Origin of the sequence: Nocardia coubleae NBRC 108252 (assembly GCF_001612805.1) — a bacterium.
Lineage (GTDB): Bacteria > Actinomycetota > Actinomycetes > Mycobacteriales > Mycobacteriaceae > Nocardia > Nocardia coubleae.
Genome location: NZ_BDBD01000004.1, coordinates 558,404 through 583,065, shown reverse-complemented (window position 1 = coordinate 583,065; position 24,662 = coordinate 558,404). Strand labels below are relative to the sequence as shown.

Sequence of the window (24,662 nt, the reverse complement as noted above, 5' to 3'; positions counted from 1 at the left end):
GATCAGGACTTGCGATAGGCGGCGAGCCAGTCGAGCCAGCTGTCGGTCTCGGCGAAGGCGACGGCGCGGACGGCCTCCGAAGACAGGAACACGTCGTGGCGGGCGCCGTCGATGGGCACGATGGTGGTGCGTTCGCCCAGGCAGCCGGCCCAGCGCTGGATCTGCTTGACGTCGAGCACGGCATCGGCCACATCGACGGCGGCACTGTGCTGTCGCGCGAACTTGGTGACCCGCGAACGCAGGATCAGCGCGGGCACCCCGATGGTGAGCCCCTGCTGTAGCCGCGCCTGGCCCTGCCGGATCGCCCGCAACCAGCCCAGACGCACCGGTTCGCCGGTCAACGGCTTCCAGTCCAGGTTGTAGTCCCATTCACCCGAGCGGGTGTGGTGCAGGCTGTCGCCGTAGGCGGTGCTCACCCCCATGCCCGGGATCTGCGCGAACGCCCGGAACCGGCCGACGGCGTTGATGATGGGCGTGCCGACGGTGCGGTAGTACGACGGCCCCTGCAGGTCGAACCAGGGGCTGTTGAGCACCACACCGGCCACACCCGCCGCCGCGCTGCCACCGGAGGCTTCGAGCCGGTCGAGCCACAGCGGCACGATGAGGCCACCGGTCGAATGCGCCATGACCAGCACGTCGTTGCCGGTCTCCTCGCGGGCGATCCGCAGCGCCTCGCTGAGTTCCGCGTCGTAGAGCGCCAGGTCGCTGACGTAGTGCGCGCTCTGCCCTTCGCGCCGCGAGCGTCCGCATTTACGCAGGTCGAGCGCGTAGAAGCGGTGCCCGCGTGCGGCGAAATGCTCGGCCAGGTGCTCCTGGAAGAAGTAGTCGGTGAAGCCGTGCACGTAGAGCACTGTCGGCTCGTGTGCCGGGGCGGTGGCGTCGGGCAGGTAGCGAACCAGGGTGGCGACGATCTCGCCCTCGCCGTCAGGGTCGGTACCGAGCGGCAGGGTTCGCTGCTGGTACGCCGTGCCGAGGATGTCGGCCTGCCACTGCTCGTCGGTCCGGTCGGCGATCCCTTGCGTTTCGTTCGTCACACCCGCCAATCTATCGCGGGGTCACGACGACGTGCAGGGTTGGTTTACATCACATTCGGCAGGTCGGGTGCAGTGAGGCGATCTGCTGAGGTGCACAATTGAGTTCAGGTGAACGACGGGTAACCTACCCCCGGCGATTCACTGCGAGTCGCATCAACACTGCCAAGCGCCCGCGCCAAGCGAACTCACCCGCCGGTGGTTAGCTGAGAAGGACAAGGAAGTCGATCTACCCGTGCCGAACGCTGCGAAGATTGAAAAGACCGATGTAGTTCTCATCGGCGCAGGCATCATGAGTGCCACGCTGGGCGCGCTGCTGCGGCAGCTGCAGCCGGACTGGACGGTTTCGGTGTTCGAACGGCTCGACGCCGCCGCCGCCGAGAGCAGCGACCCGTGGAACAACGCGGGTACCGGTCACTCGGCGCTGTGCGAGCTGAACTACAGCCCGCAGAACGCCGACGGCTCGGTCGATGTCAGCAAGGCGATCGACATCAACGAACGCTTCCAGGTCTCGCGGCAGTTCTGGGCCTCCGCGGTCGACGCGGGCGTCCTCGGTGACCCGTCGCGCTTCATCAACCCCATCCCGCACGTCAGCTTCGTGCACGGTGCCGACAACGTCGAGTACCTGCGTAAGCGCTACGAGGCGCTGGCGCCGCACCCGCTGTTCCGCGGGATGGAGTTCATCGACAGCCCCGACGAGTTCGCCAAGCGCCTGCCGCTGATGGCCAAGGGCCGTGACTTCTCCGACCCCATCGCGCTGAACTGGACCGACGGCGGCACCGATATCGACTTCGGCGCGCTCACCAAGCAGCTGCTGGCCTACGTCGGCTACTCCGGCGGCGAGATCGCCTTCGGCACCGAGGTCCGCGACCTCGACAAGCAGTCCGACGGCTCCTGGAACGTCACCGTGCGCAACCTGCGCACCTACCGGTCGCGCACGATCAACGCGAAGTTCGTGTTCGTCGGCGCCGGTGGTGGCGCGCTGCCGCTGTTGCAGAAGTCGGGCATCAAGGAGGCCAAGGGCTTCGGCGGGTTCCCGATCAGCGGTCAGTTCCTGCGCTCGACCAACCCCGACCTGATCGCCGCGCACGAGGCCAAGGTGTACGGCAAGGCCGCCGTCGGCGCGCCGCCGATGTCGGTGCCGCACTTGGACACTCGCGTCATCAACGGCAAGAAGGGCCTGCTGTTCGGTCCCTACGCCGGCTGGACCCCCAAGTTCCTCAAGGACGGCTCCAACGCCGACCTGTTCAAGTCGATCAAGCCGAACAACATCGGTTCGCTCGTCGGCGTCGGCCTCACCGAGATGGGTCTCACCAAGTACCTGATCAGCGAGCTGCTGAAGTCGCAGAACGGCAAGGTCGGTGTGCTCGAGGAGTTCCTGCCGCGGGCCGACGGCCGCGACTGGGAGCTCATCACTGCCGGTCAGCGCGTGCAGGTGATCCGGCGCAAGGGTGCCGGTGGCGTGCTCGAGTTCGGCACCGCGGTCATCTCCGCCCAGGACGGCAGCATCGCCGGTCTGCTCGGTGCCTCGCCCGGCGCGTCGACCTGTGTCACCGCGATGCTCGATGTGATGCAGCGTTGCTTCCCGCGTGAATACGCCGACTGGACCCCGCAGCTGCAGCAGATGATCCCCTCGCTCGGCCAGAAGCTGTCGGAGAACCAGGCCCTGTTCCAGGAAGTGTGGGACTGGACCAACAAGACGCTCAAGCTCGACGAGGTCAGCGCCACCACCCAGGAAGACGCGCTCGGCTTCGCCCAGGTGCGATAGCCCGCCGTGCCGGTCGTGCTGAAACGGTCGTGGGCGGCGGACCTCGACTCCGCCACCCTGTACCGGCTGCTGACATTGCGCGTCGACGTATTCGTCGTGGAGCAGGAATGCGCCTACCCCGAACTGGACGGGCGCGACCTGCTTCCCGGCACGCGGCATCTGTGGATCGATGACGACGGCGAGATCGCCGCGACGCTGCGCCTGCTCGAGGAACCGGACGGGTTCCGCATCGGCCGCGTTTGCGTCGCGGCGGATGCTCGCAAGCGTGGCTACACGACCCGGCTGATGCAGGCCGCGCTGGCCGAAACCGGTTCGGCGACAGTGCGATTGGATGCCCAATCACATCTGGTCGACATGTACGCCAAGTTCGGCTTCACCGTCGACGGACCGGAATACGACGACGACGGCATCATGCACGTCCCGATGCGTCGCGGCTGATCCCTCGGGTATCCATCTCCGACCCCTGCGTCTGCCATGCCTTCCGGTCTGTCGAGGGACGCGCGCCACTATGGCGGGGCGCCGCTGGATGCGATCGCCGCGGGCCGCACACCGGGTGCCGCTCGTCGGGCAGTGATGCCCGGGGATCGGGGGCGAACGGGCCGCGCATACAGTGGGGGCGTGCCTGGTTTTGCTGATGTTGCCGCTGGTCCGCACACCGCTGCGCGGGGAGTGGGTGAGGCGGGGTTCCCGTTCTCCGCTGTGGTAGGGCAGGAGCGGTTGCAGCTGGCGTTGATCTTGTCGGCGGTGCACCCGGGAATCGGCGGGGTGCTGGTGCGTGGCGAGAAGGGCACCGCGAAGTCGACCGTGGTGCGCGCGCTGGCGCAGTTGCTGCCGCCGGTGGTCGACGAGACCGGTGCGCGACCGGCCCGGCTGGTCGAGTTGCCGGTCGGCGCCACCGAGGACCGGGTGGTCGGTTCGCTGGATCTCGAGCGGGTGCTGCGCGACGGGGAGCAGGCGTTCCGTCCCGGCCTGCTGGCCGCGGCCCACCACGGCGTGCTCTACGTCGACGAAGTGAACCTGCTGCACGACCACCTGGTCGACGTGCTGCTCGATGCCGCCGCCATGGGCCGCGTGCACGTGGAACGCGACGGGGTGTCGCATTCGCATCCGGCGCGGTTCGTGCTCGTCGGCACCATGAATCCCGAAGAGGGAGAACTTCGTCCGCAGTTGCTCGACCGGTTCGGCCTCACCGTCGACGTGGCGGCCTCGCGTGACGTGTCGACCCGGATGGCCGTCGTGCGCCGCCGCCTCGACTACGAAGCCGACCCCGCCGCCTTCGCCGCCCGCTACGCCGACGCGGATCAGATTGTCGCCGAACGCATTCTGACCGCACGTGACCGGTTGCCCGATGTCGTGCTCGACAATGCCGAGCTGCGCCGGATCGCGGCGTTGTGTGCGGCCTTCGATGTCGATGGGATGCGGGCGGATCTGGTCGTCGCCCGGACCGCGACCGCGCACGCGGCCTGGCGAGGCCGGGATCGGGTCACCGAGGACGATGTGCGGATCGCCGCCGAGCTGGCCCTGCCGCATCGGCGGCGACGCGATCCGTTCGACGAGCCGGGGATCAGTGAGGAACAGCTCGACGAGGCGATGCGGGCGGCGGCCGATGAGGTCGAACACGCTTCCGACGACGACGAATTCGACTGGTCGGCCGATGACCAGGCGCTCGACGGGGAGAACGCGGACGGCAGCAGCGGCGAGCAGGCCGACGATGGTCGTGCGAGTGGCGAGTCGGATGCCGATCCGGGCGGCCCCGTCGGCGACGGTTCCGAGGATCGGCTAGGGAGTGACAACGACCCGCGCGAGGGCGGTCCCGACGACAGCGACGGGCCGGATGACGACGGCCCGGACGGCGGGCCGAGCGGCCCGAACGACAGCGGTCCGGACGGTGGGCCCGGCGGTGGCCCGAATGGCAACCGCCCCAACGATGCCGGTTCGAACAGCAATGGCTCCGACGACAAAGGTTCTCGGCCGACCGCCGAAAGCCTTTCCGGCACACCCGGTTCCACTTCCAAGCCTGCCCCCCGCTGGGAAGTCCCCGGCATCGGTGAAGGCGCCCCCGGCCGCCGCTCCCGTGCCCAGACCCGCACCGGTCGCATGGTTCGCCCCCACACCGACACCTCCACCGGCCTGCACCTGCTCGGCACCGTCTTCGCCGCCGCACCGAAACAGGTCGAGCGCGGCCGGTTCGCCGGACCGCTCGCACTGGCAATCGAAGACCTGCGTGGCGCGTATCGCGAAGGGCGCGAAGGCAATCTGGTCGTCTTCGTCGTCGACACCTCCGGTTCGATGGCCGCCCGCGACCGGCTCACCGCCGTCACCGGCGCCGTCGTCACCCTGCTGCGCGACGCCTACCAGCGCCGCGACAAGGTGGCGGTGATCAGCGTGCGCGGCAGCGAGGCCGAGCTGGTCCTGCCGCCGACCTCCTCGGTCGACATCGCCGTGCGCCGCCTGGCCGGTCTGCGCACCGGCGGGAAGACACCGCTGGCGGCCGGTTTGCTGAAGGCCCGCGAGGTGATCGCCCGCGAACACGTCCGTGATCCTCGCCGCCGGCCGATGCTGGTGTTGCTCACCGACGGCCGCGCGACCGGCGGCACAGCACCCCTCCCGCGCGCCCGCACCGCCGCCCGCTTGATCGCAGGCGAAGGCCACACCGCGATGGTCATCGACTGCGAACGCGGCATGATCCGCCTGGGCTTGGCCGCCGAACTGGCCCGCGACCTGCAAGCCCGCTATCTGCGCCTGGACGAACTCACCGGCGAAACCGTCGCGGACGTCGTGCGCGGGTCGGCCCGCGCCGCCTAGCCCTGCCCGAGCCGTACCTGTGCGGGGCGGGCATGACGGCCCGTCCTGATAGAAATGATCCCGAGTCGGCGCTGTGCGGTCGGTCCGGTGGCCGTGCTGTTCGAGGCCGTGAATTGACCCGCGTGAGCGGGTCGAGAAGAGGAGTTGCTGTGCCCAAGGGTGTTCCCGAGGTCGTCCCCGCGGACGGGCTGACCACGCGGCAGCGGCGTAATCAACCCGTGCTCGCCGTGCACACCGGGCCGGGCAAGGGAAAGTCGACGGCGGCGTTCGGGATGGCGTTGCGGGCCTGGAATCAGGGGTTCGACGTTGCCGTGTTCCAGTTCGTGAAGAGCGCGAAGTGGAAGGTCGGCGAGGAAGCGGCGTTTCGGACCCTCGGCACCCTGCACGAGGAGACCGGCGCGGGCGGCGCGGTGGAGTGGCACAAGATGGGGGAGGGGTGGTCGTGGACCCGCAAGCACGGGACCGAGGAAGACCACGCCGCCGCCGCGCTCGCGGGCTGGCAGGAGATCGCACGGCGGCTCGCCGCCGAGCAGCACCGCTTCTACGTGCTCGACGAGTTCACCTACCCGTTGAAGTGGGGCTGGGTCGATATCGACGAGGTCGTCGAAACCCTCACCGAACGACCAGGTAACCAGCACGTCGTCATCACCGGACGCGACGCACCGCAGGCGCTCATCGATGCCGCCGACCTGGTCACCGAGATGACAAAGGTGAAGCACCCGATGGACGCGGGCCGCAAGGGTCAGCGCGGCATCGAATGGTGACTGGCTCCACAGCCGTGCGGAATCCAATGGTGACCGACCCGGCAGCGCTGGTGGATCGACTGGTCGCCGCGCCGCCAGCCGTGGCGGATCGAACAGCGGGCGGCATGGCGGCTGTGGTGGATCGAATGGTGGCTGGCTCGGTGGCTGTGGTGGATGGAATGGCAGCTGGCCCGGCGGCTGTGGGGGAACGAATGGCCGTTGGCTCGGCAGCCGTTGTGGAGCGAACGGGGAGTGGAACGACGGTCGTATGGGAGCGGCGACCGTGAGCGCGCCGGCGATCGTTATCGCGGCCCCGGCGTCGGGTAGCGGCAAGACGACGCTGGCCACCGGGCTCATCGGCGCGTTGCGGCGGGCCGGGCACCAGGTGGCGCCGTTCAAGGTCGGCCCGGACTACATCGACCCCGGGTATCACGGGCTCGCCGCCGGACGCCCCGGCCGGAACCTCGATCCTGTTCTGGTAGGCGAGGATCGGGTGGTCCCGCTGTACCGCCACGGCGCGCAGGGGTGCGATATCGCGGTGGTCGAGGGCGTGATGGGCCTGTTCGACGGGCGTATCGACGAGCACCGGACGGAAGCGGTGGCCGAGGGTTCCACCGCGCAGGTGGCGAGCCTGCTCGGCGCACCGGTCTTGCTGGTCGTCGACGCGCGCGGGCATTCGCAGAGTCTGGCCGCCCTGCTCCACGGATTCGCCACCTTCGACTCCTCGGTCCGTCTCGGTGGAGTGATCCTCAACCGCGTCGGCAGCGAACGCCACGAACAGGTCCTGCGCTCGGCGTGTGACCGCGTGCGCATCCCCGTCCTCGGCGTGCTACCCCGGATGACCGAATTGGAAGTCCCCTCACGCCATCTCGGCCTCATCCCCGCCGTCGAACACGGGACCGCCGCCACCCGCGCGGTCGACGCGATGACCACCCTGGTCGCCGCCCACGTCGACCTCTCGGCGATCGTCGCCCTGGCCGGTGGATCGGTGCAGGGCCCCGCCTGGGATCCGCTGGCCGAACTGGCCGCAGCCGACGATCGAGCCGTGCCCGATCGAGAGCAGTCGTCCGGCGAGCTCGGCGGGTCGCCCTCTACCGCGCGAACTCCACACGGTCCCGCCCCGGCGATGTTGTCCGAGCGATCCCCACTGCCGACCGACCCGAACGCGCAGGCCGCAACCACTCTGTCCGGCCGAGCTTTGCCATCGTCGACCGAACTCGGAGTTACAGCAGGGATGGCCCAGTCCGCGCACGCCGCGGATAGGCCGGTCGAACCTGCGCCGCCTGCTCGAACCGGGCGGACCACCACGATCACGGACGCGACCGCCGGCGACCGCCGCACCCGGATCGGGGGGCCGGTGATCGCGATGGCCGGCGGCGCTGCCTTCACCTTCGGCTACGCCGAGCACCGGGAGCTGCTCCTGGCAGCGGGCGCGCAGGTCGTGGTCTTCGATCCACTGACCGACGAATTGCCCGAGGACACAGCCGGTTTGGTGCTTCCAGGTGGGTTTCCCGAGGAGCATGCCGCGCAACTCTCGGCGAACGTACGCCTACGCAGCGCGATCGCCGACGGCGCCACCCACGGCCTCCCGATCCACGCGGAATGCGCCGGACTGCTCTACCTCACCCGCTCCCTCGACGGACATCCCATGGCAGGCGTGATCGACGCCGACGCCGAATTCGGCCCCCGCCTCACCCTCGGCTACCGCGACGCCGTCGCCCTGCACGACTCCGTGCTGTGGCAGGCGGGCGCCCGAGTACGCGGCCACGAATTCCACCGCACCCGCCTGACCAAGGCGGGCACGGCGAACGCCGCATGGGGTTGGCGCACAACACAGTCCGTCTCCGAAGGTGCGGTGGTGGGCCAGGTCCATGCCTCCTACCTGCACACCCACCCTGCCGGTAATCCTGACGCCATCCGCCGATTCGTCGACGCCGCAACGGCATTCGAATCCCGATGACGGGTCGCCGGTGACGGACGGTAGGGGGTCGCTGGACCGAGTCACGGTCGGCATCGGTCTGCGCCCCGGCACCACATCGGACCGCATCGTGCGAGCCGTCGAAGAGGTTGTCGGGGATTACCGCATCGCCTGCCTGGCGACGCTCGACACCCGAGCCGCCGAGCCGGAAGTGCGGGCGGCCGCCGCGATACTCGGAGTCGCGCTGCTCGGATTCACCGCCGAGGAATTGTCCGCGGTCGAGGTTGCGCACAGCTCACCACGCACCGAATCCGCGGTCGGTACCCCCAGTGTTGCGGAGGCCGCCGCACTACTCGCAGGGAATGGCGAATCAGCATGCGGTCGAACAATTGTCGACGGAATCGTCGTGGCGGTGGTGTACGCCGACCCGATTTAATTCACTGGGCAAGATCGGCCGTGCACAGTAACGTCTGTTCCAGCAGTCGTACGGCGGGCCGGCACTGATCGGTTACCTTTCATCCAAGCGGTCGCAGGTTCGAATCCTGTCCGCCACCGCGCGGTGGCGGTAGCTCAGCCTGGTAGAGCACTCGGCGCGTCCGGTCGGGACACACACGCCCGCCGTGCGATTGCGACGGAGTAGGGCGGGCTGGATTCGGTCGGTTATCTGGTGACCTCTCAAGTCAAGCGGGTTCGATCCCCGCGTCGGAAAGCAATTTCCGTCTCCGGCCGAAACACCACGCCTGCCCCACTCCGCATACATGCCCCGTCGGGTCCGGGGCCGAATATCGACGCCCACGGGCGTATCGGAGGGGAACAATGAATATTCTGTCGCGGTTCAACCGTCGCAGCACACCGCAGTCCGCACCGGCCGACAATCGTCAGGTCGTGAACAACGCCGGTGGCTACGTTTTCGACATCACGCCGCAGGCACGGGTGCGCCGCTTCCTCACGCTCGGCACCGAATCGGGAACCTACTACGTGAGCCCCGCGGCGCTGACCGCCGACAACGCCGAGTTCCTCGTCGAGTACGCGGCCGAGCACACCGCCGACCTGGTGCGCGAGATCGTGGAGATCTCCACCTCCGGTCGCGCACCACGACAGAATCCCGCGCTGTTCGCGCTCGCCGCCGCCGCATCGGTCGGTGATGTCGACGGCCGTCGGGCCGCCTTGGCCGCGCTGCCGCAGGTCGCGCGCACCGGCACGCACCTGTTCCTGTTCGCCGGCTACATCGAGCAGTTCCGCGGCTGGGGTCGCGGGCTGCGCCGGGCGGTGGCGAACTGGTACCTGGACAAGCCGGTCGACGCGCTCGCCTTCCAAGCGGTCAAGTACCGCCAGCGTGAAGGCTGGACGCATCGCGACCTGCTTCGCCTGTCGCACCCGGCGGCCACCGAGGACGAACGGCGCAGGTTGTTCGACTGGATCTGCGGTCGCGCAACGGAACTCGACGGCTTGGCCGTGGTCGAGGGCTTCCAGCGTGCGCAGAACGCCCCGGCCGATCAGGTGCCCGCGCTGGTTCGCGAGTACCGGCTCGGCTGGGAGATGCTGCCCGATGCCGCGCTGAACTCGCCCGCAGTATGGGAGGCGCTGCTGGACAACGGGATTCCGCAGACAGCACTGCTGCGTCAGCTCCCGCGTCTCACCCGGCTCGGCCTGCTGGACCCGCTCGGATCGCGGACGGCCGCGATCTGCGCCCAGCTCACCGACCCGGCGCGGCTGCGCACGGCCCGGGTGCACCCCGTCTCGGTGCTGATCGCTCTGCGTACCTACGCTTCCGGGCGTTCGGCACGCGGTTCGGGCAGCTGGACGCCGTCGGCTCCGGTGATCGACGCACTCGATGCCGCGTTCTACGCGGCGTTCGAGTTGGTGAACCCGACCGGTCTGCGGCACCTGCTCGCGCTCGACGTGTCCGGCTCGATGACCGCGCAGATCGGCGGTCTGCCGCTGTCGGCACGCGAGGCTTCGGCCGCGCTCGCCCTGGTCACCGCCCGCACCGAACCCCGGCACCAGATCGTCGGATTCACCAGTGGCGGAAAGGGTTGGTCGCAGTCGAACGCGCTGTCGGAGCTGGCGATCTCACCGCGTCAGCGCCTGGACGACGCCGTTCGCGCGGTGTCGGGACTGCCGTTCGGTGGAACCGACTGCGCGCTACCCATCCTGCACGCGCTGGACAAGGGCATCGAGGTCGACGTGTTCTCGGTTTACACCGACAACGAGACATGGGCGGGTTCGATGCACCCGCACCAGGCGCTGGCCCGGTACCGCCGCGAGGTGAACCCGCGAGCCAAGCTGGTGGTGGTCGGCATGACCGCGACGAACTTCAGCATCGCCGATCCCGACGACGCGGGCATGCTCGACGTCGCCGGTTTCGACGCCGCCGTGCCGTCGCTGCTGGCCGACTTCGCCACGGCCGCATAGAAGTTCACACAGCACAGAAAACGGAGCCGCCGCGACCTCGTTGTCGCGGCGGCACCTTTCCTCTCGCGCGGAAGTTCCTCACCCTCAGGGGGCGACCGAGGACCAATCGGCGAAACCGGTGGGGTCGTGGCGGCCCATGGAGGCGTGTTCGAACAGGCCCCAGCCCTCGGCGTCGCCGCAGCGGGCGTGGCCGATGTGGTCGATCACGCCGTAGGGGACACGGGCTCGGATGCCGGGGTCGGTGAGGTCGTAGGTGCTCGACAGCGACCAGTCCTCACCCATCCAGCGGCCGTGGGTCCAGTCGGGGTCGGCGCCGTATCCGCAGCCCACGTGCAGGGCGATGCCGGGGCGGGACTCGATCTCGACCTCGAGGGGCTTGCCGTCGGGGGTCGTCATGTCGAGGCGGACCGAGCGCGGGTGGCGGGTGCCCGGCTCGTAGACCCAGGTCATGCGCGGCCAGCCGAGTTGTTCCTTGCGGCCGTCGTTCCAGATGCGCACCGCGTTGTTGAGGGTGCGGGTGCCGTCGGGTTCCTCCTGCACGATCACCACGATGGCGAAATCGGGGAACCGCAGCGGCGCGTACAACCACCAGAAACCACCCATGCCCGTCGGCCTGCCCGCCGGGTCGGGTTCGCCGGAGGGACGGATGCCCCAGGAGCGGTCGCGGCTGCCGGTCCACACCGCCGGGTCGACGGAGTAGTCGCGCCCGTGCACCGCGAGAGTGCCCTCCCACGAACCCAATTGGGCGAAACGCGAGGCCTCGATGATGGGCCGCGTGCCGGACAGGATCAGGTGCGGTTGTTCCTGCACGGCCGGCTGCGCCCCGGTCCAGGTGAGGTCGAAACCGAGATCGTCGTGCTCGCACACCACGCGCAACTTCCGCAGCGGTTCGATCACCTCGATGCGGTAACCACCGACGCGGGTGTCGAGATCACGCGAGGTGAGCGCGTCGGAGAACCGCACACTGAGCTGGGTGTCGCCCTGGCGTGCGCACGCGAACGCATCGACCACACCCAGGTTCGGGTACACGCCGAACCCGGTGATGAGCATGGTGTCACCGGCGGGATCGAAGGCGTTGAAGTAGTAGCGGTCGTAGAAATTCCGGTCGCTGGTCGCCACCCGGGCCAGCGACAGCGGCGTCTGATGGACCGGGTATTCGTCCAGGGGGACGGGCATGATCGCGTTCATCGTCAGTCCCATTCGTAGGTGCCGTCGAGCAGCGCTTCGAGTCCGCGCCGGTGCATGATGTAGTCGTCGCGTTCGTCGGGCACGGTGTCCTCGCCGAAATGGATCATCCGCCGCTTGATCCGCGCCATCACGATGGCGTGGCGCAGCGCCGCGTACACGATGTAGAAGTCCAGGTCGGTGACGGTGTGGCCGGTGAGCTGCTCGTACTCGGCGACCACGTCGTCGCGGCGCAGGAAGTCGGCGAGGCCGGGCTGGTCGAACCGGGTGGCGATGTCCTGGAAGAACCGGTGGATGAAGATCAGCCAGCCCAGGTCGAGCTCGCGGGGGCCCAGGGTGGCCATCTCCCAGTCCAGCACGGCGGCCGGGGTGAAGCCGTCGAACAGGATGTTGCCGGGGCGCGCGTCACCCCAGTTGAGCACCTCGGCGCCGGTCTCGGCGGGCCAGTTGGCCTCCAGCCAGTCGAAGGCGCGCTCGATCAGCGGGATGTCGACGCCGTCGTCGGCCAGCGCCCACCGGTACCAGGCGCGCTGAGCCTCGAAATGCCTGCGCAGCGCGGACCCTTCGCCGTCGAGCGCCGGAAAGCGCTGTGCGGCACCGTCGATCGCGTGCACCTGGGCGATCACCTTGACGGTCTCGGCGGTGATGCCGGCGCGTTCGGCGGGGGTGGCGTCGAACACCCAGCCGAAGAACACGTACGGGGGATTGTCGGCGACCACCTGGCCATCGATCTTGTCCATGACGAAAAACGGGGTACCGAACAGTGATTCGTCGGTCTCGAGCCAACGCAGGGCGGGCACGGGCACCTCCGACGCCGCCGCGACACCCGACATCACCTGATACTGCAACGGCAGGTCATAGGACTGGAACACCGGAAACGACGAGTCCTCGGGCGCCATCCGCGCGACGAACGAACCGCTCTCGGCGACCCCGTTCACCGACCATTCGGCATCGAACAGAACCGTGGTGCTCGACATACCGCCGGTGGCCGGCTTGCTGAGGTTGCCGATCGTCGGCGGTGCGTCGGCGCCGACCTTGCCCGACAGCCACCCCGAGAGCCGCTCGCCGAATGCGTCGAGATCGAGCTCGGTGACGGTCAGCGACTGCTGCGCGGTGTGGTCCGTGTCGTCGGACATACGTGGGGTCCCCTGTCGGCGTGGTGAAACGTGTTCCGTACCGGCGTACCGGAAGACCGGCCGGAATGTAAGGCGGGCGTCGGTGAGCGGGATTCAGGGTTGACACCTCCAAGATCGGGGTTTCCCCCGATGCGCGCGCGAGTCGTCGTCGGTAAAGCTTGCCGGACAGCCGTTTTCGATAGGGAGGTACGTAGTGACCGCAGTCGCCGCGGAGCGCGCAGTCGAGGAGCCGGTGCGTGCGCCGGGGCCCAGGTGGCACCCGCTCACCCTGATCGCGTTCCGGTTCTGCGTCGCCTACTTCGGCCTGTTCTGCCTGTGGATGGCTCAGATCACCTTCGTCTTCCTCGGCGTGATCGCGCTGAAGATGCCCGAGGACGCCGTCGCCTGGCAGCTGCTCACGCTGGCCCCCGTGAGCAGCTGGATCGGCGAGCACGTATTCGGCGTGTACGCCGAGCTGGAGATGAACGGCAGCGGCGACCAGGCCGCCATCTGGATCCAGTGCGGGCTGGTGCTGATCGTCGCGATCCTGGTCACCGTGGTGTGGTCGATTCTCGACCGCCGCCGCCGCGCCTATCCCCGGGTGGCGAGCTGGTTCCTCACCGGCCTGCGCCTGGCTGTAGGCGGGCAGATGCTGTTCTACGGTTTCACGAAACTGGTCCCCACCCAGATGCCCGAACCGGCGCTGACCACCCTGCTCACCCGGGTAGGCGACCTGAGCCCGATGGCGATGCTGTGGACGCAGGTCGGTTCGGCACCGGCCTACGAGGTGGCGCTGGGTGCCGCCGAGGTGCTCGCGGGGCTGCTGCTGTTCTGGCCGCGCACCGCGACGCTCGGCGCCATGCTCAGCGTGATCAGCATGGCCCAGGTGTTCCTGCTGAACCTCACCTTCGACGTGCCGGTGAAGATGCTGTCCGGCCACCTGCTGCTGATGAGCCTGGTGCTGCTCGCCCCGCAGGCGCGGCGGCTACTGGATGTGCTTGTGCTGGAACGTACATCGGGTCCGATGGTGCAGCCCGCGCTGTTCCGGTCCGCGCGGGCGAACCGGTGGGCCACCGTGGCGCAGGTCGCGGCGGCGGTGTGGATCGTGGCCGGAATGATCGTGGTGACCACGGACTCGTGGCGCGAATACGGCGGGGGCGTACCGGAACCGGAGCTGTACGGCATCTGGGAGGTGTCGGAGTTCTCGATGGACCAGGTGCCGGTGGCACCGCTGACCACCGATCCCGTGCGCTGGCAGCGCCTCATCGTGGACAAGGGCTCGGCGGGCTATCAGCGCATGGACGACACGATCGTCCCGGTCATGGCCACCGTCGACCCCGCGGCCGCGAACCTCACGCTCGCAACCGCCCCGACCGCACCCGATCAGGCGCCGTCACCGTACGCGACCCTGGCCGTGGACCGCGCCGACGACCGGCTCACCCTGCGCGGCGAGATCGCGGGCAAGCAGGCCACCGTCGTCCTCACCCGCGTCGACCTCGACAGTTTCCCCTTGCGCGGCACCGGGTTCCGGTGGGTGCAGAACAATCCCTACCTGGGCTGAGCCGTGCACGGTGCGGCGGGGCGCGGGCGGAGCGGCGTCCATCGGGCCGACCGGCACGAGGCAGCGGGCCGACACCGCAACGGCCGGGTGGGTGCGGGGATCAGCACGTCACGAACTAGGCTCGGACATTGTGCCGAACACGTCTGACACCGCATCGACCCAGCCCGCCGGGGACCCGAACTACCTGGTCGGGCTCGATCTGCGTGGACGAAGAGTCGTTGTCGTCGGCGGCGGCACCGTCGCCCAGCGTCGGCTCGGGCTGCTCGTGGCCGCGGGTGCGCGGGTGCACGTGATCAGCCGGGCCGTGACCCCCGCCGTGGAGGGCATGGCAACAGCGGGGCAACTCACCGTGGAACTGCGCGACTACCGCGACGGTGACCTCGACGAGGCCTGGTACGCGATGGCCTGCACCGACGAACCCGAGACCAATGCCGCCGTGGTCGCCGAGGCCACCGCCAAACGGATCTTCTGCGTGCGCGCCGACATCGCCCGCGACGGCACCGCCGTCACCCCGGCGACCGCCCGCTACGACGGTCTCACCCTCGGCGTCCTCGCCGGCGGTGCGCACCGCCGCTCGGCCGCCGTCCGCAACGGTCTGCTCGAAGCACTGCAATCCGGTGTGGTGACCGATGATTCGGAACCCGTGACGCCCGGTGTCGCGCTCGTAGGTGGTGGGCCGGGCGACCCCGACCTCATCACCGTGCGCGGCCGCCGCCTGCTCGCCCGCGCCGACCTGGTTGTCGCCGACCGGCTCGCCCCGCCGGAACTGCTTGCCGAACTCGGCCCGCACGTCGAGGTCATCGACGCGGCGAAGATCCCCTACGGCCGGTCCATGGCGCAGGAGGCGATCAACCTCGCCCTCGTCGAGGGCGTGAAGGCGGGCAAGTTCGTCGTCCGGCTCAAGGGCGGCGACCCGTACGTCTTCGGGCGCGGGTACGAGGAGCTCGAGGCGTGCGCCGAGGCGGGCATCCCGGTGACGGTGGTACCCGGCATCACCAGCCCCATCTCGGTACCCGGTGCCGCGGGCATCCCGGTGACCCATCGTGGGGTGACCCACGAATTCGTGGTCGTGAGCGGACACGTCGCCCCGGATCACCCGGACTCGCTGGTCGACTGGTCGGCGCTGGCCAAGCTGCGCGGCACCCTCGTGCTGATGATGGCCGTGGAACGCATCGACAAGTTCGCCGCCGCCCTGCTCGACGGCGGCAAGCCCGCCGACACCCCGGCCACCGTCATCCAGGAGGGCACCCTGCGCACCCAGCGGGTGGTGCACGCCGACCTGGCCACCGTCGCCGAGCGGGTCAAGCAGGAGGGCATCCGGCCGCCCGCGATCATCGTCATCGGGCCGACGGCGGCCTTCGGCGCCGAGGCCGCCGATCCCGCCTGAGGTCACGATCACGGCGGGTGGCGCCGACGGTGTCGTTTACAGTGGTCGACTGTGCTCGAAAACCCCGCTGCCTCGAAGCAGTCCCCGGTGAAGCAGTCGGCCTTCGGGCTCGCGATCATCGTTCTCAGCGGCCTGCAGTTCATGGTCGTGCTCGACGGCACCGTCGTGATCTTCGCGCTGCCCCGCCTGCAGGACGAACTCGGCCTGTCCAGCTCGGGCGGCGCGTGGACCGTCACCGCCTACGGCCTCACCTTCGCGGGCATGATGCTGCTCGGCGGCCGCCTCGGTGACGTCTTCGGCCGCAAACGCATGCTCATCACCGGTGTCGGCCTGTTCACCGCCGCCTCGCTGGCCTGCGGCCTCGCCCAGGGCGAGCTGGCGCTGCTGATCGCACGCGCCTTCCAGGGTGCGGGCGCGGCGATCGCGGCACCGACCGCGTTCGCGCTTGTCGCCACCACTTTCGCGCCGGGTAAGGCACGCAACCAGGCGGTGGCCGTCGTCGGATCGATGGCCGGGATCGGGTCGGTGAGCGGCCTGGTGATCGGTGGTCTGCTCACCGAGATGTCGTGGCGGATGATCTTCCTCATCAATGTGCCGATCGGCGCGCTGATCGTGGTCGGCGCGATGTACACGCTCTCCGACACCGCCCACCACCGGGCGCCCCTCGACGTGAAGGGTGCGGTGCTGGGCACTCTCGCCTGCGCGCTGGTCGTGTTCGGCGCCACCGAGGGGCCGTCGTGGGGGTGGGGCAGCCCGGTCATCCTGACCTCGCTGATCGTCGGCGTCGTGCTGCTCGTGGCGTTCGTGCTCATCGAGCGCAACGAGGCCGACCCGCTGCTGCCGTGGTCGCTGTTCGACAGCCGCGACCGCAACTCGACCTTCCTGCTGATCTTCCTGGCGGGCGCGGTGCTCGGCGCGATGACCTTCTTCGTCGCCCAGATGCTGCAGAACTCGCTCGGCTACAGCCCGCTGCACGCCGGTATCGCCTGCATCCCGTTCACCATCGGTATCGGTGTCGGCGGCGCGCTGGCCTCCAAGGCGGCGTTGCTCGTGCCGCCGCGCTGGCTGCTGACCGGCGCCGCGCTCGTGCTGTCGGGGGCGCTGCTGTTCGGGTCGACACTGGATCGCCACATCGGCTACTTCACCACCCTGCTGCCGTTGCTCGTCGTCATCGGGTTCGGGGTGGGTGTGGCGATGGTGCTCGCACCGCTGTGCGTGCTGGTCGACGTGCCGCCGTCCGATATCGGCCCGCTCTCGGCGGTGGGGCAGATGTTCATGAACCTGGCGACGCCGATCGCGATCGGACTGCTCAGCCCGATCGCGGCCTCGCGCACCCTGTCGCTCGGCGGCAGCCCCGACACCAAGGTGTCGGCCATGACCGGACCGCAGCTCGACGCGCTCACCAGCGGCTACACCACGGTCCTGCTCGTCTGCTCGGGTCTGGCACTGCTGGCCGCCGTGGTGGCGCTGACCTTGCGCTTCACGCCTGCTCAGCTGGCCCAGGCACAGCACGCCCAGGAGGAAGCCCAAAAGGCCTGAGGTCAGAGGCGGCCGGTCACCTTGTACGGCGTGATCCGTACCGTCACCCGTTCGGCGTCGTCCGCCGAGGCCGGGTTGAACTCGGCGTAGGGCAGACCTGTGTATTTCAGGGACAACTCGTCGGGCAGCAAACGATCGGGATCCGGGACGAGGGTGGCGGTGCCGCGGATGGCGGCATAGACGAACGGGCGTTCGGGTGGATTGACCATCACGGTGACGCGGGGGTCGCGGGCCAGGTTCTTGGCCTGCTGGCGGGCGACGGTGGTGGAGAAGAGCAGGTCGTCGCCGTCACGTTTGATCCAGACGACAGTCAGGTGCGGATGCCCGTCGGGCCCGAGGGTGGCGACGGTGGCATACGCCTTCTCGTTGTCGATATAGGTGGACAACTCTTCGGACAGCGTGATGGTTCGGGTCATACCGGTACGAACGCGGCGGTCATGCCCGGCATTCCGGCCCGTTGTGGCAGAACGGTATTCGGGTTCTCGTGGCGGAAACGGGGTTGCCCGACAGTTGACGCGGCATGAGACTGGAGGGATGTCTGTGCTCGCGGAGAACCTGCTCGACCGGTGGATCGCCTTGGCCGGGACCGACTCCGAAGCCATCGGGATCGGCATCATCGGCCGCTACGCCGAACCACACCGCCGCTACCACACCCTCACCCACCTGTCGGTGATGCTCGCCGCCATCGACGAATTGGCCGATGCCGCAACCGATATCGACGCCGTGCGCTACGCGGCCTTCTTCCACGACGCGATCTACGCTGTCGACCGCGCCGACAACGAGGAACGCAGCGCCGATCTGGCTCGCGACGTGCTCGAATCACTCGGCGCCACACCCGAACTGGTGCACGAGGTGATGCGCCTGGTGATCCTCACCCGCGGTCACAACCCGGAAGCCGGCGATGCCAACGGCGCGGTGCTCTGCGACGCCGACCTGGTCGTGCTCGGTGGGACAGCGCAGGAGTACGCCGCCTACGCGGCCGCGATCCGCGAGGAATACCGCCACGTCCCCGACGACCTGTTCCGCGCGGGCCGTGCCTCGGTGCTGCGCAACCTCGCCGAGCAACCGCGCCTGTTCCGCACGCCGCGGGCCTATCAGCGGTACGAGGGGCTCGCTCGCGCCAACCTCGCAGCCGAACTCATCGGGTTGTCCGGCTAGTCCTTGCGCCCGGTCAGCGCGAGCGATGCGCCGAGGCCGATCATCACCAACCCGCCTGTCCCGCCGACCGCGGCCAGGCGTCGCGGTGACCGTGCGAACCAGGTCCTGGCCGAGCCGGCCGCCAGCGCCCACAGTGAATCGAACACGAGGCCGAACACGGGGATGCACAGGCCGAGGATCAACATCTGCTGCGATACGCCGCCGCGTGCGGGGTCGACGAACTGGGGGAGCAGCGCCGCGAAGAAGACGATGGTCTTCGGGTTCGCCAGGCCGACGATGAACCCGTCGCGCAATGCCGCGACCGCGTTGTCGTCGCGACCGTCGGGCCCGATCCGCATGGCATCGTGCAGTTGGGTGCGGTGCCGGAAGGCCTGAATGCCCAGGTACACAAGGTAACCCGCGCCGACGAGCTTGATCGCGGTGAACACCGTCGCCGACGCCATCACCACCGCCCCCACGCCACACGCGACGGCGACGACCTGGAGGTATACCCCGACGGAGTTGCCGACAACGTTCAGCAACGCGGTCCGCCGACCGGCGGTGAGCGCCCGTCCGATGGTGAACAACACGCTCGGACCCGGCACGAGCACGATCAGCAACGCCAGTCCGGCGAACGACGCCAGCGCACCCCAGGAGACCATGACCGCCACGGTATCCGGGCCGCGCTCAGCGCGCGAGCGCGTTGTTCGATTCGATCGCGGCGACGATGAGGTCGGCCACGCCGCGCTGTCCGGCCAGGGTCGGGTGATAGGGCAGCAGCGTGCGGTCGGCCAGGATCGGGTCGAACCAGCGCACCGACGGATCCGCGCACATCCCGAACTCGCGGGACGCGGCAACCGTGTCGACATAGATCGCACCGTGCGCGGCGGCTTCGCGCGCGACCACCGCGTTGAGCCGTTCGAACTTGGACTGGATGTGGGCGGCGTCGGCGTCGCGCAGTCCGGCCATGGCCGGGCAGCTGTGGTCGGTGAGGTAGGTCGGCCAGCCGTCGACGACGATGACGGCGTTCGGGGCGCGGCGGGTGATGTCGTCCAGCGCTGCCGCGTAACTCGGGGCGATCGCGTCGATCTTCTCGTCCCAGCCGTGGTCCGTCCCGCAACCGCCCAGGTGGCACCGGCCGAGGATGTACTGAGTCATGTCGGCGTCGTTGGCGCCGATGTGCAGTGTGACGAGCCGTGTCTCAGGCCCGAGTGCGTCCAGCTGCGGTGCTACACCCGGTCCCTGCTGCTGGGTCAGGTGCGGGATCCTCGCCGAACTGCAGGTGCGGTCGTCCAGGGTGAGTCCGAGCCGTTGCGCCACCAGCTTCGGCGCGTTCGCCGTCGAGCGAGCGCACTGCAGCGGAGCGGTGAGGTCGAGGTTCGCGGCGCCGGTGGTCGCGGCGCCGGAATCGCCGAGGGCCACATAGGCTGCCCCGCTCGCCGGTTCGGCGTGCGCTCCGGCCGAGAGTAGTGCGGACACCGAAACGGTCAGCGCCGCAACGAGAGCGCGCATGCGGTTGGTCATCGAACATCCTGGGGGTCGAGCGGTCGTCGGCGTCGGGTCGGTCGGCCGAGTTCAGGCTAGGCGGCGGCGCACCCCGTTGTCTTTGTGCTGCATCACGGTATCTGTTGGATTGACAGGCAAGTGGCCGCTTGCCTATGGTGGTTGCGGAAGAGACAAGGAGTGCTCGCCGTGAGCGATATCTTCACCGCCCTGGCGGACTCGACACGACGCGCGCTGCTCGACGAACTGGCCGATCGTGACGGTCAGACCCTGTTCGAACTGTGCGGCAGGCTCGTGACCAAGCACGGCATCAGCTCCTCGCGCCAGGCGATCACCCAGCATCTCGGGGTGCTCGAGGCGGCGGGTCTGGTTCGCACGAGCCGCGTCGGCCGCTACAAATTCCACTACCGCGACTTCACCCCGCTGCGCGAGCTGACGGCGCGGTGGCCCATTCCCCAGGAGGACACATGATCCGCATCGGCGTCACCAGCGTCTTCGTCGACGACCAGGACAAGGCCGAGAAGTTCTACACCGAGGTGCTCGGTTTCCAGGTGAAACACAAAGTGCCCCTTGGTGAGTACTCATGGCTGACCGTGGTCTCGCCCGCCGACCCCGACGGCATCGAACTGCTGCTCGAGCCCGACCAGCACCCTGCCGCGAAGGCCTACAAGACGGCCCTGAGCGCCGACGGTATTCCGATGATGATCTTCACCGTCGACGACATCGACGCCGAATACCGCCGCCTGACCGACCTGGGTGTCTTCTTCACCCAGCCGCCCCAGCCCATGGGCCAGGTGACCTCCGCCGTCTTCGACGACACCTGCGGCAATCTCATCTCTTTGAACTCGCCTGTCAGCGAATAGCGCACCGGGGCGCCGCGCAGTTTCCACGGGGAACAATCGTGGCGCCCCGTCGGTTGACCCGGCACATGACGACACTCGGATTGATCGGTAGCGGATTCATCGGTTCCACCCTGGCCCGGCTCGCGGTCGACGCGGGTCACGACGTGGTCCTCAGCAATTCGCGTGGCCCGGAAACCCTGGCGGACCTGGTGGCCGAACTCGGCCCTCGCGCCCGCGCGGCCACCCCCGCCGAAGCGGCCGAGGCCGGTGACTACGTGGTGGTCACCGTCCCGTTGAAGGCGTATCGCGACGTCCCCGTCGCCCCACTGGCGGGCAAGGTGGTGTTCGACACCAACAACTACTACCCCGAGCGTGACGGCGCGTTCCCCGAACTCGACGCCGACGAGACCACCACCAGCGAACTGCTGCAAGCGCACCTGCCCGAGTCGAAGGTGGTCAAGGCGTTCAACAACATCGCCTACGCCAACCTGGCCGAACTCGCCCGGCCCGCAGGCGCCGCCGACCGCTCCGCCCTGCCGATCTTCGGTGACGACGCCGACGCCAAGAAGCTGGCCACCGAGTTCATCGACAGCCTCGGTTACGACGTTGTCGACGGTGGTGGTCTCCCGGAAAGCCGCCGCTCCCAAAGGGATACGCCGGTCTACGTCCACCCCTACGCCGCCGACAGCAACTGGCCGCCCGCGTCGAAGCCCGCGAGTGCCGACGAGGTGCGCGCGGCCCTCGCGGCGGCGCAGATCTAACCCGTTCCCCACCTCCCCGCGGCCCGCAACCTGGCCAGCGCCGCCTGATCGGGGTGATGTTCGACCAGGAAGCGGGGCGGGAACAGGCCGGGCACGGCCCGCAAGCCGACTTCGCGATCCAGCACCTCCCACGGAACCTGGAACAGCGACGCGGTCGTCGGGTCGACCATGCTGACGACGTGTGCCCGCGGCAGCAGTGTGGGCACAGTATCGGTCCACGCGGCCACTGTTTCCTCGATTCCGTCGGCGGCCTGTACATGCAGCAGCTCGGCGGCGTGCTCGTCGAGTCGGCCTGCTTCGGCCTCGGCGCGCAGGCTCCGGTGCTGCGCGGCATGCACCGGGGCGGAGAGCGCGGCCTCAGCGGAACGGATCGCCGCCCACGCGGGGTGGTCGATCGGCACGGTGAAGGGCACCAGCCTGCCTCGCTCGTCGACCGTGTAAGGAGCCGGTGACACGGGTCGAACGGCATTGTCGAACATCTCCCGGGCGGCGGCGACCAGCTCGCAGACCCGCTCGGGAGAACTGGCCACGCCGGCGAGCACTCCGTAGCTGCCAGGCACGAAGAACAGCGGCTGCGCACCCGCCTTGTTGCCGAGCCCGGCCAGCCAGCCGTCGACCAGCGGGAGCGACCCCGCGTAGAGATCACCGTCGTCGTCCGGGAGGAACAGCACACCGTCCTCGGTGTCGAACAGCGACACGGTCTCCACCGCGAAGTCGATCATGTTGGCGCGGGCGGTGGCGAAGACGGTATCGGCATCCACACCCCACTCGACCAGATCGTCCGGCGACACTGTGCGCATCGAGGTCGGCAGATCGATTACCACGCGCTCGGTGAGGCAGGGCAGCAGCGGCCGCCACAGCATGTGGTCGCCGATCCGTTTCCCCTGGAACTCGAGGGTGAGGTCACCGGCCGGCCGCAGCACCGAGCGCAACGTCGGCGCCGCCGACAACCAGCCCGCTACGGGTTCGGTCATCACCGTTCGTGACGTCACCGCACGGCGCAGGTACTCGACGAGCAGCTGCACCGCTTCCTCACCGTCGAGGCCCTCGGCCAACCGGTACGGCGTCTGCAGGCCGTACTGCTGTATCGCGCCGTCGGCGTAGACGACATCGACGTGGAACTCGGACGCATCGAACTCCGCCGAAACCACCTCGGGAAACGCCCGCAGGATGTCGACCGCCCACTTGCCGAAAATCGCGTCCCTCGAAGCAGATTCGCGACGCCGGAACAAACCCCTACCGAAACCCATTGAGCACTCTCTCGATCACGCATGCCCGGCCGGACGCGACCGAACCGCGGAACGTTACCGGTAACCGGGCCGGCGCGCACCTCGAGCTCAGGTGATGATGAGAAGCTCTGTGGGCGAGGCGATTTCGGTGCGCAGACCGGCTTTGCTCGCGACCCGGGCCACGCCGCGGATATCGGTGGGGTCGGCGCGGGTGAGGACGAGGGCGCGGGCGAGCAGCCCCTTGTGGTGTTTGTTGAAGTGGCTCACCACCGTGCGGGAACCGTCGGGGTGTTCGGTGAGGACGTTGGCGGTGATCGCGTCGGGGACGCGGCCGAGCTGCTGGTAGGTGCCCGAACGCAGGTCGACGACGAGCTCGCCCGCGGCTTCGGCGTAGAGGGCGTCGGGGAGCACGTCACGCCACAGGGCCGAGAGGGTGGGCAGGCCGGGAAGTTTAGTGCCGCCGGAGAGACGGTAGGCGGGGATCGGGTCGCCCGCGCGGACCACACCGAACAGGGCGGAGCCGATGCCGAGCCGGGCGTAGGCCTTGGCCCGCTGCGCCTTGGTGAACGATTTCGCGTCCAGCGCGTCGTAGAGCACGCCGGTGTAGCGCTCGAGCGCGGGCCGGGTGGGGGAGGTGCGCAGGGTCGCGTTGCGGGCGATCTCGGCGTCGGCGCCCTTGCCGAGCCCGAGCACGGCAGCCGAGGTGGCTGGGTCGGCCGCCAACTGGACCACCTCGGTGATCAACTTGTCGCGCACCGCGCTCAGCTGCGGCATCGCCAGATCGTCGAGGTTCAGGGGCGCGCCCGAACCGCCGTCGGACTTGGTCTCGGAGGGAGGCAGCAGCACCAGCACGAGCGACAACGGTAATCGCCGCGTTGATCACCGCAGCGCCCCACCCCGCCGCTCCCGGCAAAGCCGCGTCTTCGTGCTCGCCGACTACGGCATCCGAAATCCCGGGGGTGCTCAGCGCACCGCTTCCAAGAACTTGCGCGTCCGCTCGTTGGTCGGCGCCTCGAAGATCTGTTCCGGCGGACCCTGCTCGACGATGCGCCCGGCATCGAACATCAGCACCCGGTCCGACACCTCGCGGGCGAAACGCATCTCGTGGGTGACGATCAGCATGGTGATGTCGGTGGTCTCGGCGATGGTGCGCAGCACGTCGAGCACGTCGCCGACCAGTTCCGGGTCGAGCGCGGAGGTCACCTCGTCGAGCAGCATCACCTTCGGGTCCATCGCGCAGCACCGCGCGATCGCCACCCGCTGCTGCTGACCACCCGAGAGCTGGGAGGGGTGCGCGTTCTCCTTGTCGGCCAGGCCGACCACGTCCAGCAGGCGCCGTGCCCGCTCGCGCGCTTCGTCTTTCGACTTGCCGAGCACGTGGATCGGCGCCTCGGTGATGTTCTCGAGCACCGTCATGTTCGGGAACAGATTGAACTGCTGGAACACCATGCCGATCTTGGTGCGCACCGTCCGCAGGTGTTTCTCCTTGGCGGGCACCAGTTTTCCGTTGCGTTCGGTGTGGGTGAGAGGTTCGCCGTCGACCCGGATGACGCCCTCGCTCACGTTTTCCAGCGTCATCAACAGGCGCAGGATCGTGGTCTTGCCCGACCCCGACGGGCCGATCAACGTGACCTTCTCCCCACGCCCGACCGTGAAATCGAGGTGGTCGAGCACGGTGAGGGCGCCGAAGCGTTTGACCACCTGATCGAATCGAATCATCTCG

Annotated in this window: 23 protein-coding genes; 14 read left to right on the top strand and 9 right to left on the bottom strand. The window is 68.9% G+C overall.

Annotated features, from left to right (window positions below; all coding sequences use genetic code 11):
• Positions 1-2 precede the first annotated feature (2 nt).
• A complete protein-coding gene (locus NCO8_RS04460) occupies positions 3-1,034 on the bottom strand; it encodes an alpha/beta hydrolase (RefSeq protein ID WP_084456508.1) in 1,032 nt (343 codons plus the stop codon).
• A 232-nt stretch (positions 1,035-1,266) separates the two neighbouring features.
• Here NCO8_RS04460 and mqo point away from each other — a divergent pair, with 232 nt between their 5' ends.
• The 7 genes from mqo (at position 1,267) to NCO8_RS04425 (ending at position 10,680) form a co-directional block, all read left to right on the top strand.
• Complete coding sequence (gene mqo, locus NCO8_RS04455) at positions 1,267-2,799, top strand: malate dehydrogenase (quinone) (protein WP_174550290.1); 1,533 nt, start codon at positions 1,267-1,269, stop codon at positions 2,797-2,799.
• A 6-nt stretch (positions 2,800-2,805) separates the two neighbouring features.
• Complete coding sequence (locus NCO8_RS04450) at positions 2,806-3,237, top strand: GNAT family N-acetyltransferase (RefSeq protein WP_067636470.1); 432 nt, start codon at positions 2,806-2,808, stop codon at positions 3,235-3,237.
• A 231-nt stretch (positions 3,238-3,468) separates the two neighbouring features.
• On the top strand, positions 3,469-5,604 hold the full coding sequence (locus NCO8_RS04445) for a magnesium chelatase subunit D family protein (protein WP_067636468.1): 2,136 nt from the start codon (positions 3,469-3,471) through the stop codon (positions 5,602-5,604).
• A gap of 149 nt (positions 5,605-5,753) precedes the next feature.
• Positions 5,754-6,368, top strand: coding sequence for a cob(I)yrinic acid a,c-diamide adenosyltransferase (cobO, locus tag NCO8_RS04440; protein ID WP_067636466.1), 615 nt, complete (start codon positions 5,754-5,756; stop codon positions 6,366-6,368).
• Positions 6,369-6,615: 247 nt separating this feature from the next.
• Entirely contained in the window at positions 6,616-8,307 is a 1,692-nt protein-coding gene (locus NCO8_RS04435) for a cobyrinic acid a,c-diamide synthase CobB (protein ID WP_067636464.1), read from the top strand.
• A 10-nt stretch (positions 8,308-8,317) separates the two neighbouring features.
• The gene (locus tag NCO8_RS30410) at positions 8,318-8,701 is read left to right on the top strand and encodes a cobalamin biosynthesis protein (protein ID WP_245655229.1); all 384 of its coding nucleotides are present in this window, start codon (positions 8,318-8,320) and stop codon (positions 8,699-8,701) included.
• 380 nt (positions 8,702-9,081) lie between these two features.
• A complete protein-coding gene (locus NCO8_RS04425; protein ID WP_067636462.1) occupies positions 9,082-10,680 on the top strand; it encodes a TROVE domain-containing protein in 1,599 nt (532 codons plus the stop codon).
• 84 nt (positions 10,681-10,764) lie between these two features.
• Here the strand turns inward: NCO8_RS04425 and NCO8_RS04420 are convergent, their stop codons facing one another.
• Complete coding sequence (locus tag NCO8_RS04420; protein WP_067636732.1) at positions 10,765-11,856, bottom strand: Rv3169 family protein; 1,092 nt, start codon at positions 11,854-11,856, stop codon at positions 10,765-10,767.
• 14 nt (positions 11,857-11,870) lie between these two features.
• A complete protein-coding gene (locus NCO8_RS04415; RefSeq protein ID WP_067636460.1) occupies positions 11,871-13,001 on the bottom strand; it encodes a phosphotransferase family protein in 1,131 nt (376 codons plus the stop codon).
• A 193-nt stretch (positions 13,002-13,194) separates the two neighbouring features.
• Here NCO8_RS04415 and NCO8_RS04410 point away from each other — a divergent pair, with 193 nt between their 5' ends.
• From NCO8_RS04410 to NCO8_RS04400, 3 genes are all read left to right on the top strand, one after another.
• Entirely contained in the window at positions 13,195-14,541 is a 1,347-nt protein-coding gene (locus NCO8_RS04410) for a DoxX family protein (RefSeq protein ID WP_067636458.1), read from the top strand.
• A 130-nt stretch (positions 14,542-14,671) separates the two neighbouring features.
• Complete coding sequence (gene cobA, locus NCO8_RS04405; protein ID WP_067636456.1) at positions 14,672-15,928, top strand: uroporphyrinogen-III C-methyltransferase; 1,257 nt, start codon at positions 14,672-14,674, stop codon at positions 15,926-15,928.
• Positions 15,929-16,015: 87 nt separating this feature from the next.
• Positions 16,016-17,467 (top strand): MFS transporter, encoded by a 1,452-nt coding sequence (locus tag NCO8_RS04400; RefSeq protein WP_243749699.1) that lies wholly within the window; start codon positions 16,016-16,018, stop codon positions 17,465-17,467.
• A gap of 2 nt (positions 17,468-17,469) precedes the next feature.
• Here NCO8_RS04400 and NCO8_RS04395 read toward each other — a convergent pair whose 3' ends face one another.
• On the bottom strand, positions 17,470-17,883 hold the full coding sequence (locus tag NCO8_RS04395; protein ID WP_067636454.1) for a PPOX class F420-dependent oxidoreductase: 414 nt from the start codon (positions 17,881-17,883) through the stop codon (positions 17,470-17,472).
• A gap of 118 nt (positions 17,884-18,001) precedes the next feature.
• Here NCO8_RS04395 and NCO8_RS04390 point away from each other — a divergent pair, with 118 nt between their 5' ends.
• Complete coding sequence (locus tag NCO8_RS04390) at positions 18,002-18,625, top strand: HD domain-containing protein (RefSeq protein ID WP_067636452.1); 624 nt, start codon at positions 18,002-18,004, stop codon at positions 18,623-18,625.
• On the opposite strand, the gene NCO8_RS04385 is transcribed toward NCO8_RS04390, so the two are convergent.
• Complete coding sequence (locus tag NCO8_RS04385; protein ID WP_067636450.1) at positions 18,622-19,266, bottom strand: LysE family translocator; 645 nt, start codon at positions 19,264-19,266, stop codon at positions 18,622-18,624. The two genes, NCO8_RS04390 and NCO8_RS04385, sit on opposite strands and share 4 nt — an antisense overlap.
• Before the next feature lie 25 nt (positions 19,267-19,291).
• Complete coding sequence (locus NCO8_RS04380) at positions 19,292-20,128, bottom strand: SGNH/GDSL hydrolase family protein (RefSeq protein WP_245655228.1); 837 nt, start codon at positions 20,126-20,128, stop codon at positions 19,292-19,294.
• Positions 20,129-20,296: 168 nt separating this feature from the next.
• On the opposite strand from NCO8_RS04380, the gene NCO8_RS04375 reads away from it, so the two are divergent.
• From NCO8_RS04375 to NCO8_RS04365, 3 genes are all read left to right on the top strand, one after another.
• On the top strand, positions 20,297-20,578 hold the full coding sequence (locus NCO8_RS04375) for an ArsR/SmtB family transcription factor (RefSeq protein ID WP_067636728.1): 282 nt from the start codon (positions 20,297-20,299) through the stop codon (positions 20,576-20,578).
• Positions 20,578-20,970 (top strand): VOC family protein, encoded by a 393-nt coding sequence (locus NCO8_RS04370; RefSeq protein WP_067636726.1) that lies wholly within the window; start codon positions 20,578-20,580, stop codon positions 20,968-20,970. Before NCO8_RS04375 ends, NCO8_RS04370 begins: the two co-directional genes overlap by 1 nt.
• Before the next feature lie 65 nt (positions 20,971-21,035).
• The gene (locus tag NCO8_RS04365; RefSeq protein WP_067636448.1) at positions 21,036-21,710 is read left to right on the top strand and encodes an NADPH-dependent F420 reductase; all 675 of its coding nucleotides are present in this window, start codon (positions 21,036-21,038) and stop codon (positions 21,708-21,710) included.
• Here the strand turns inward: NCO8_RS04365 and NCO8_RS04360 are convergent.
• From NCO8_RS04360 to ehuA, 3 genes are all read right to left on the bottom strand, one after another.
• Positions 21,707-22,960, bottom strand: a complete 1,254-nt coding sequence (locus tag NCO8_RS04360) for a DUF1444 domain-containing protein (RefSeq protein ID WP_067636446.1) — start codon at positions 22,958-22,960, stop codon at positions 21,707-21,709. The genes NCO8_RS04365 and NCO8_RS04360 overlap by 4 nt on opposite strands.
• Positions 22,961-23,047: 87 nt before the next feature.
• Entirely contained in the window at positions 23,048-23,791 is a 744-nt protein-coding gene (yaaA, locus tag NCO8_RS04355) for a peroxide stress protein YaaA (protein WP_067636444.1), read from the bottom strand.
• Between the two features lie 111 nt (positions 23,792-23,902).
• Positions 23,903-24,658, bottom strand: a complete 756-nt coding sequence (ehuA, locus tag NCO8_RS04350; protein WP_067636442.1) for an ectoine/hydroxyectoine ABC transporter ATP-binding protein EhuA — start codon at positions 24,656-24,658, stop codon at positions 23,903-23,905.
• Positions 24,659-24,662 lie beyond the last annotated feature (4 nt).

Bases quoted from the DNA above. Each gene is read 5' to 3' on its own strand.
- NCO8_RS04365 (WP_067636448.1), top strand. From the start codon at position 21,036: ATGACGACACTCGGATTGATCGGTAGCGGATTCATCGGTTCCACCCTG.
- NCO8_RS04435 (WP_067636464.1), top strand. From the start codon at position 6,616: ATGGGAGCGGCGACCGTGAGCGCGCCGGCGATCGTTATCGCGGCCCCG.
- NCO8_RS04385 (WP_067636450.1), bottom strand. From the start codon at position 19,266: ATGGTCTCCTGGGGTGCGCTGGCGTCGTTCGCCGGACTGGCGTTGCTG.
- NCO8_RS04360 (WP_067636446.1), bottom strand. From the start codon at position 22,960: ATGGGTTTCGGTAGGGGTTTGTTCCGGCGTCGCGAATCTGCTTCGAGG.
- NCO8_RS04390 (WP_067636452.1), top strand. From the start codon at position 18,002: ATGTCTGTGCTCGCGGAGAACCTGCTCGACCGGTGGATCGCCTTGGCC.
- ehuA (WP_067636442.1), bottom strand. From the start codon at position 24,658: ATGATTCGATTCGATCAGGTGGTCAAACGCTTCGGCGCCCTCACCGTG.
- NCO8_RS04425 (WP_067636462.1), top strand. From the start codon at position 9,082: ATGAATATTCTGTCGCGGTTCAACCGTCGCAGCACACCGCAGTCCGCA.
- NCO8_RS04380 (WP_245655228.1), bottom strand. From the start codon at position 20,128: ATGACCAACCGCATGCGCGCTCTCGTTGCGGCGCTGACCGTTTCGGTG.
- NCO8_RS04420 (WP_067636732.1), bottom strand. From the start codon at position 11,856: ATGCCCGTCCCCCTGGACGAATACCCGGTCCATCAGACGCCGCTGTCG.
- NCO8_RS04395 (WP_067636454.1), bottom strand. From the start codon at position 17,883: ATGACCCGAACCATCACGCTGTCCGAAGAGTTGTCCACCTATATCGAC.
- NCO8_RS04415 (WP_067636460.1), bottom strand. From the start codon at position 13,001: ATGTCCGACGACACGGACCACACCGCGCAGCAGTCGCTGACCGTCACC.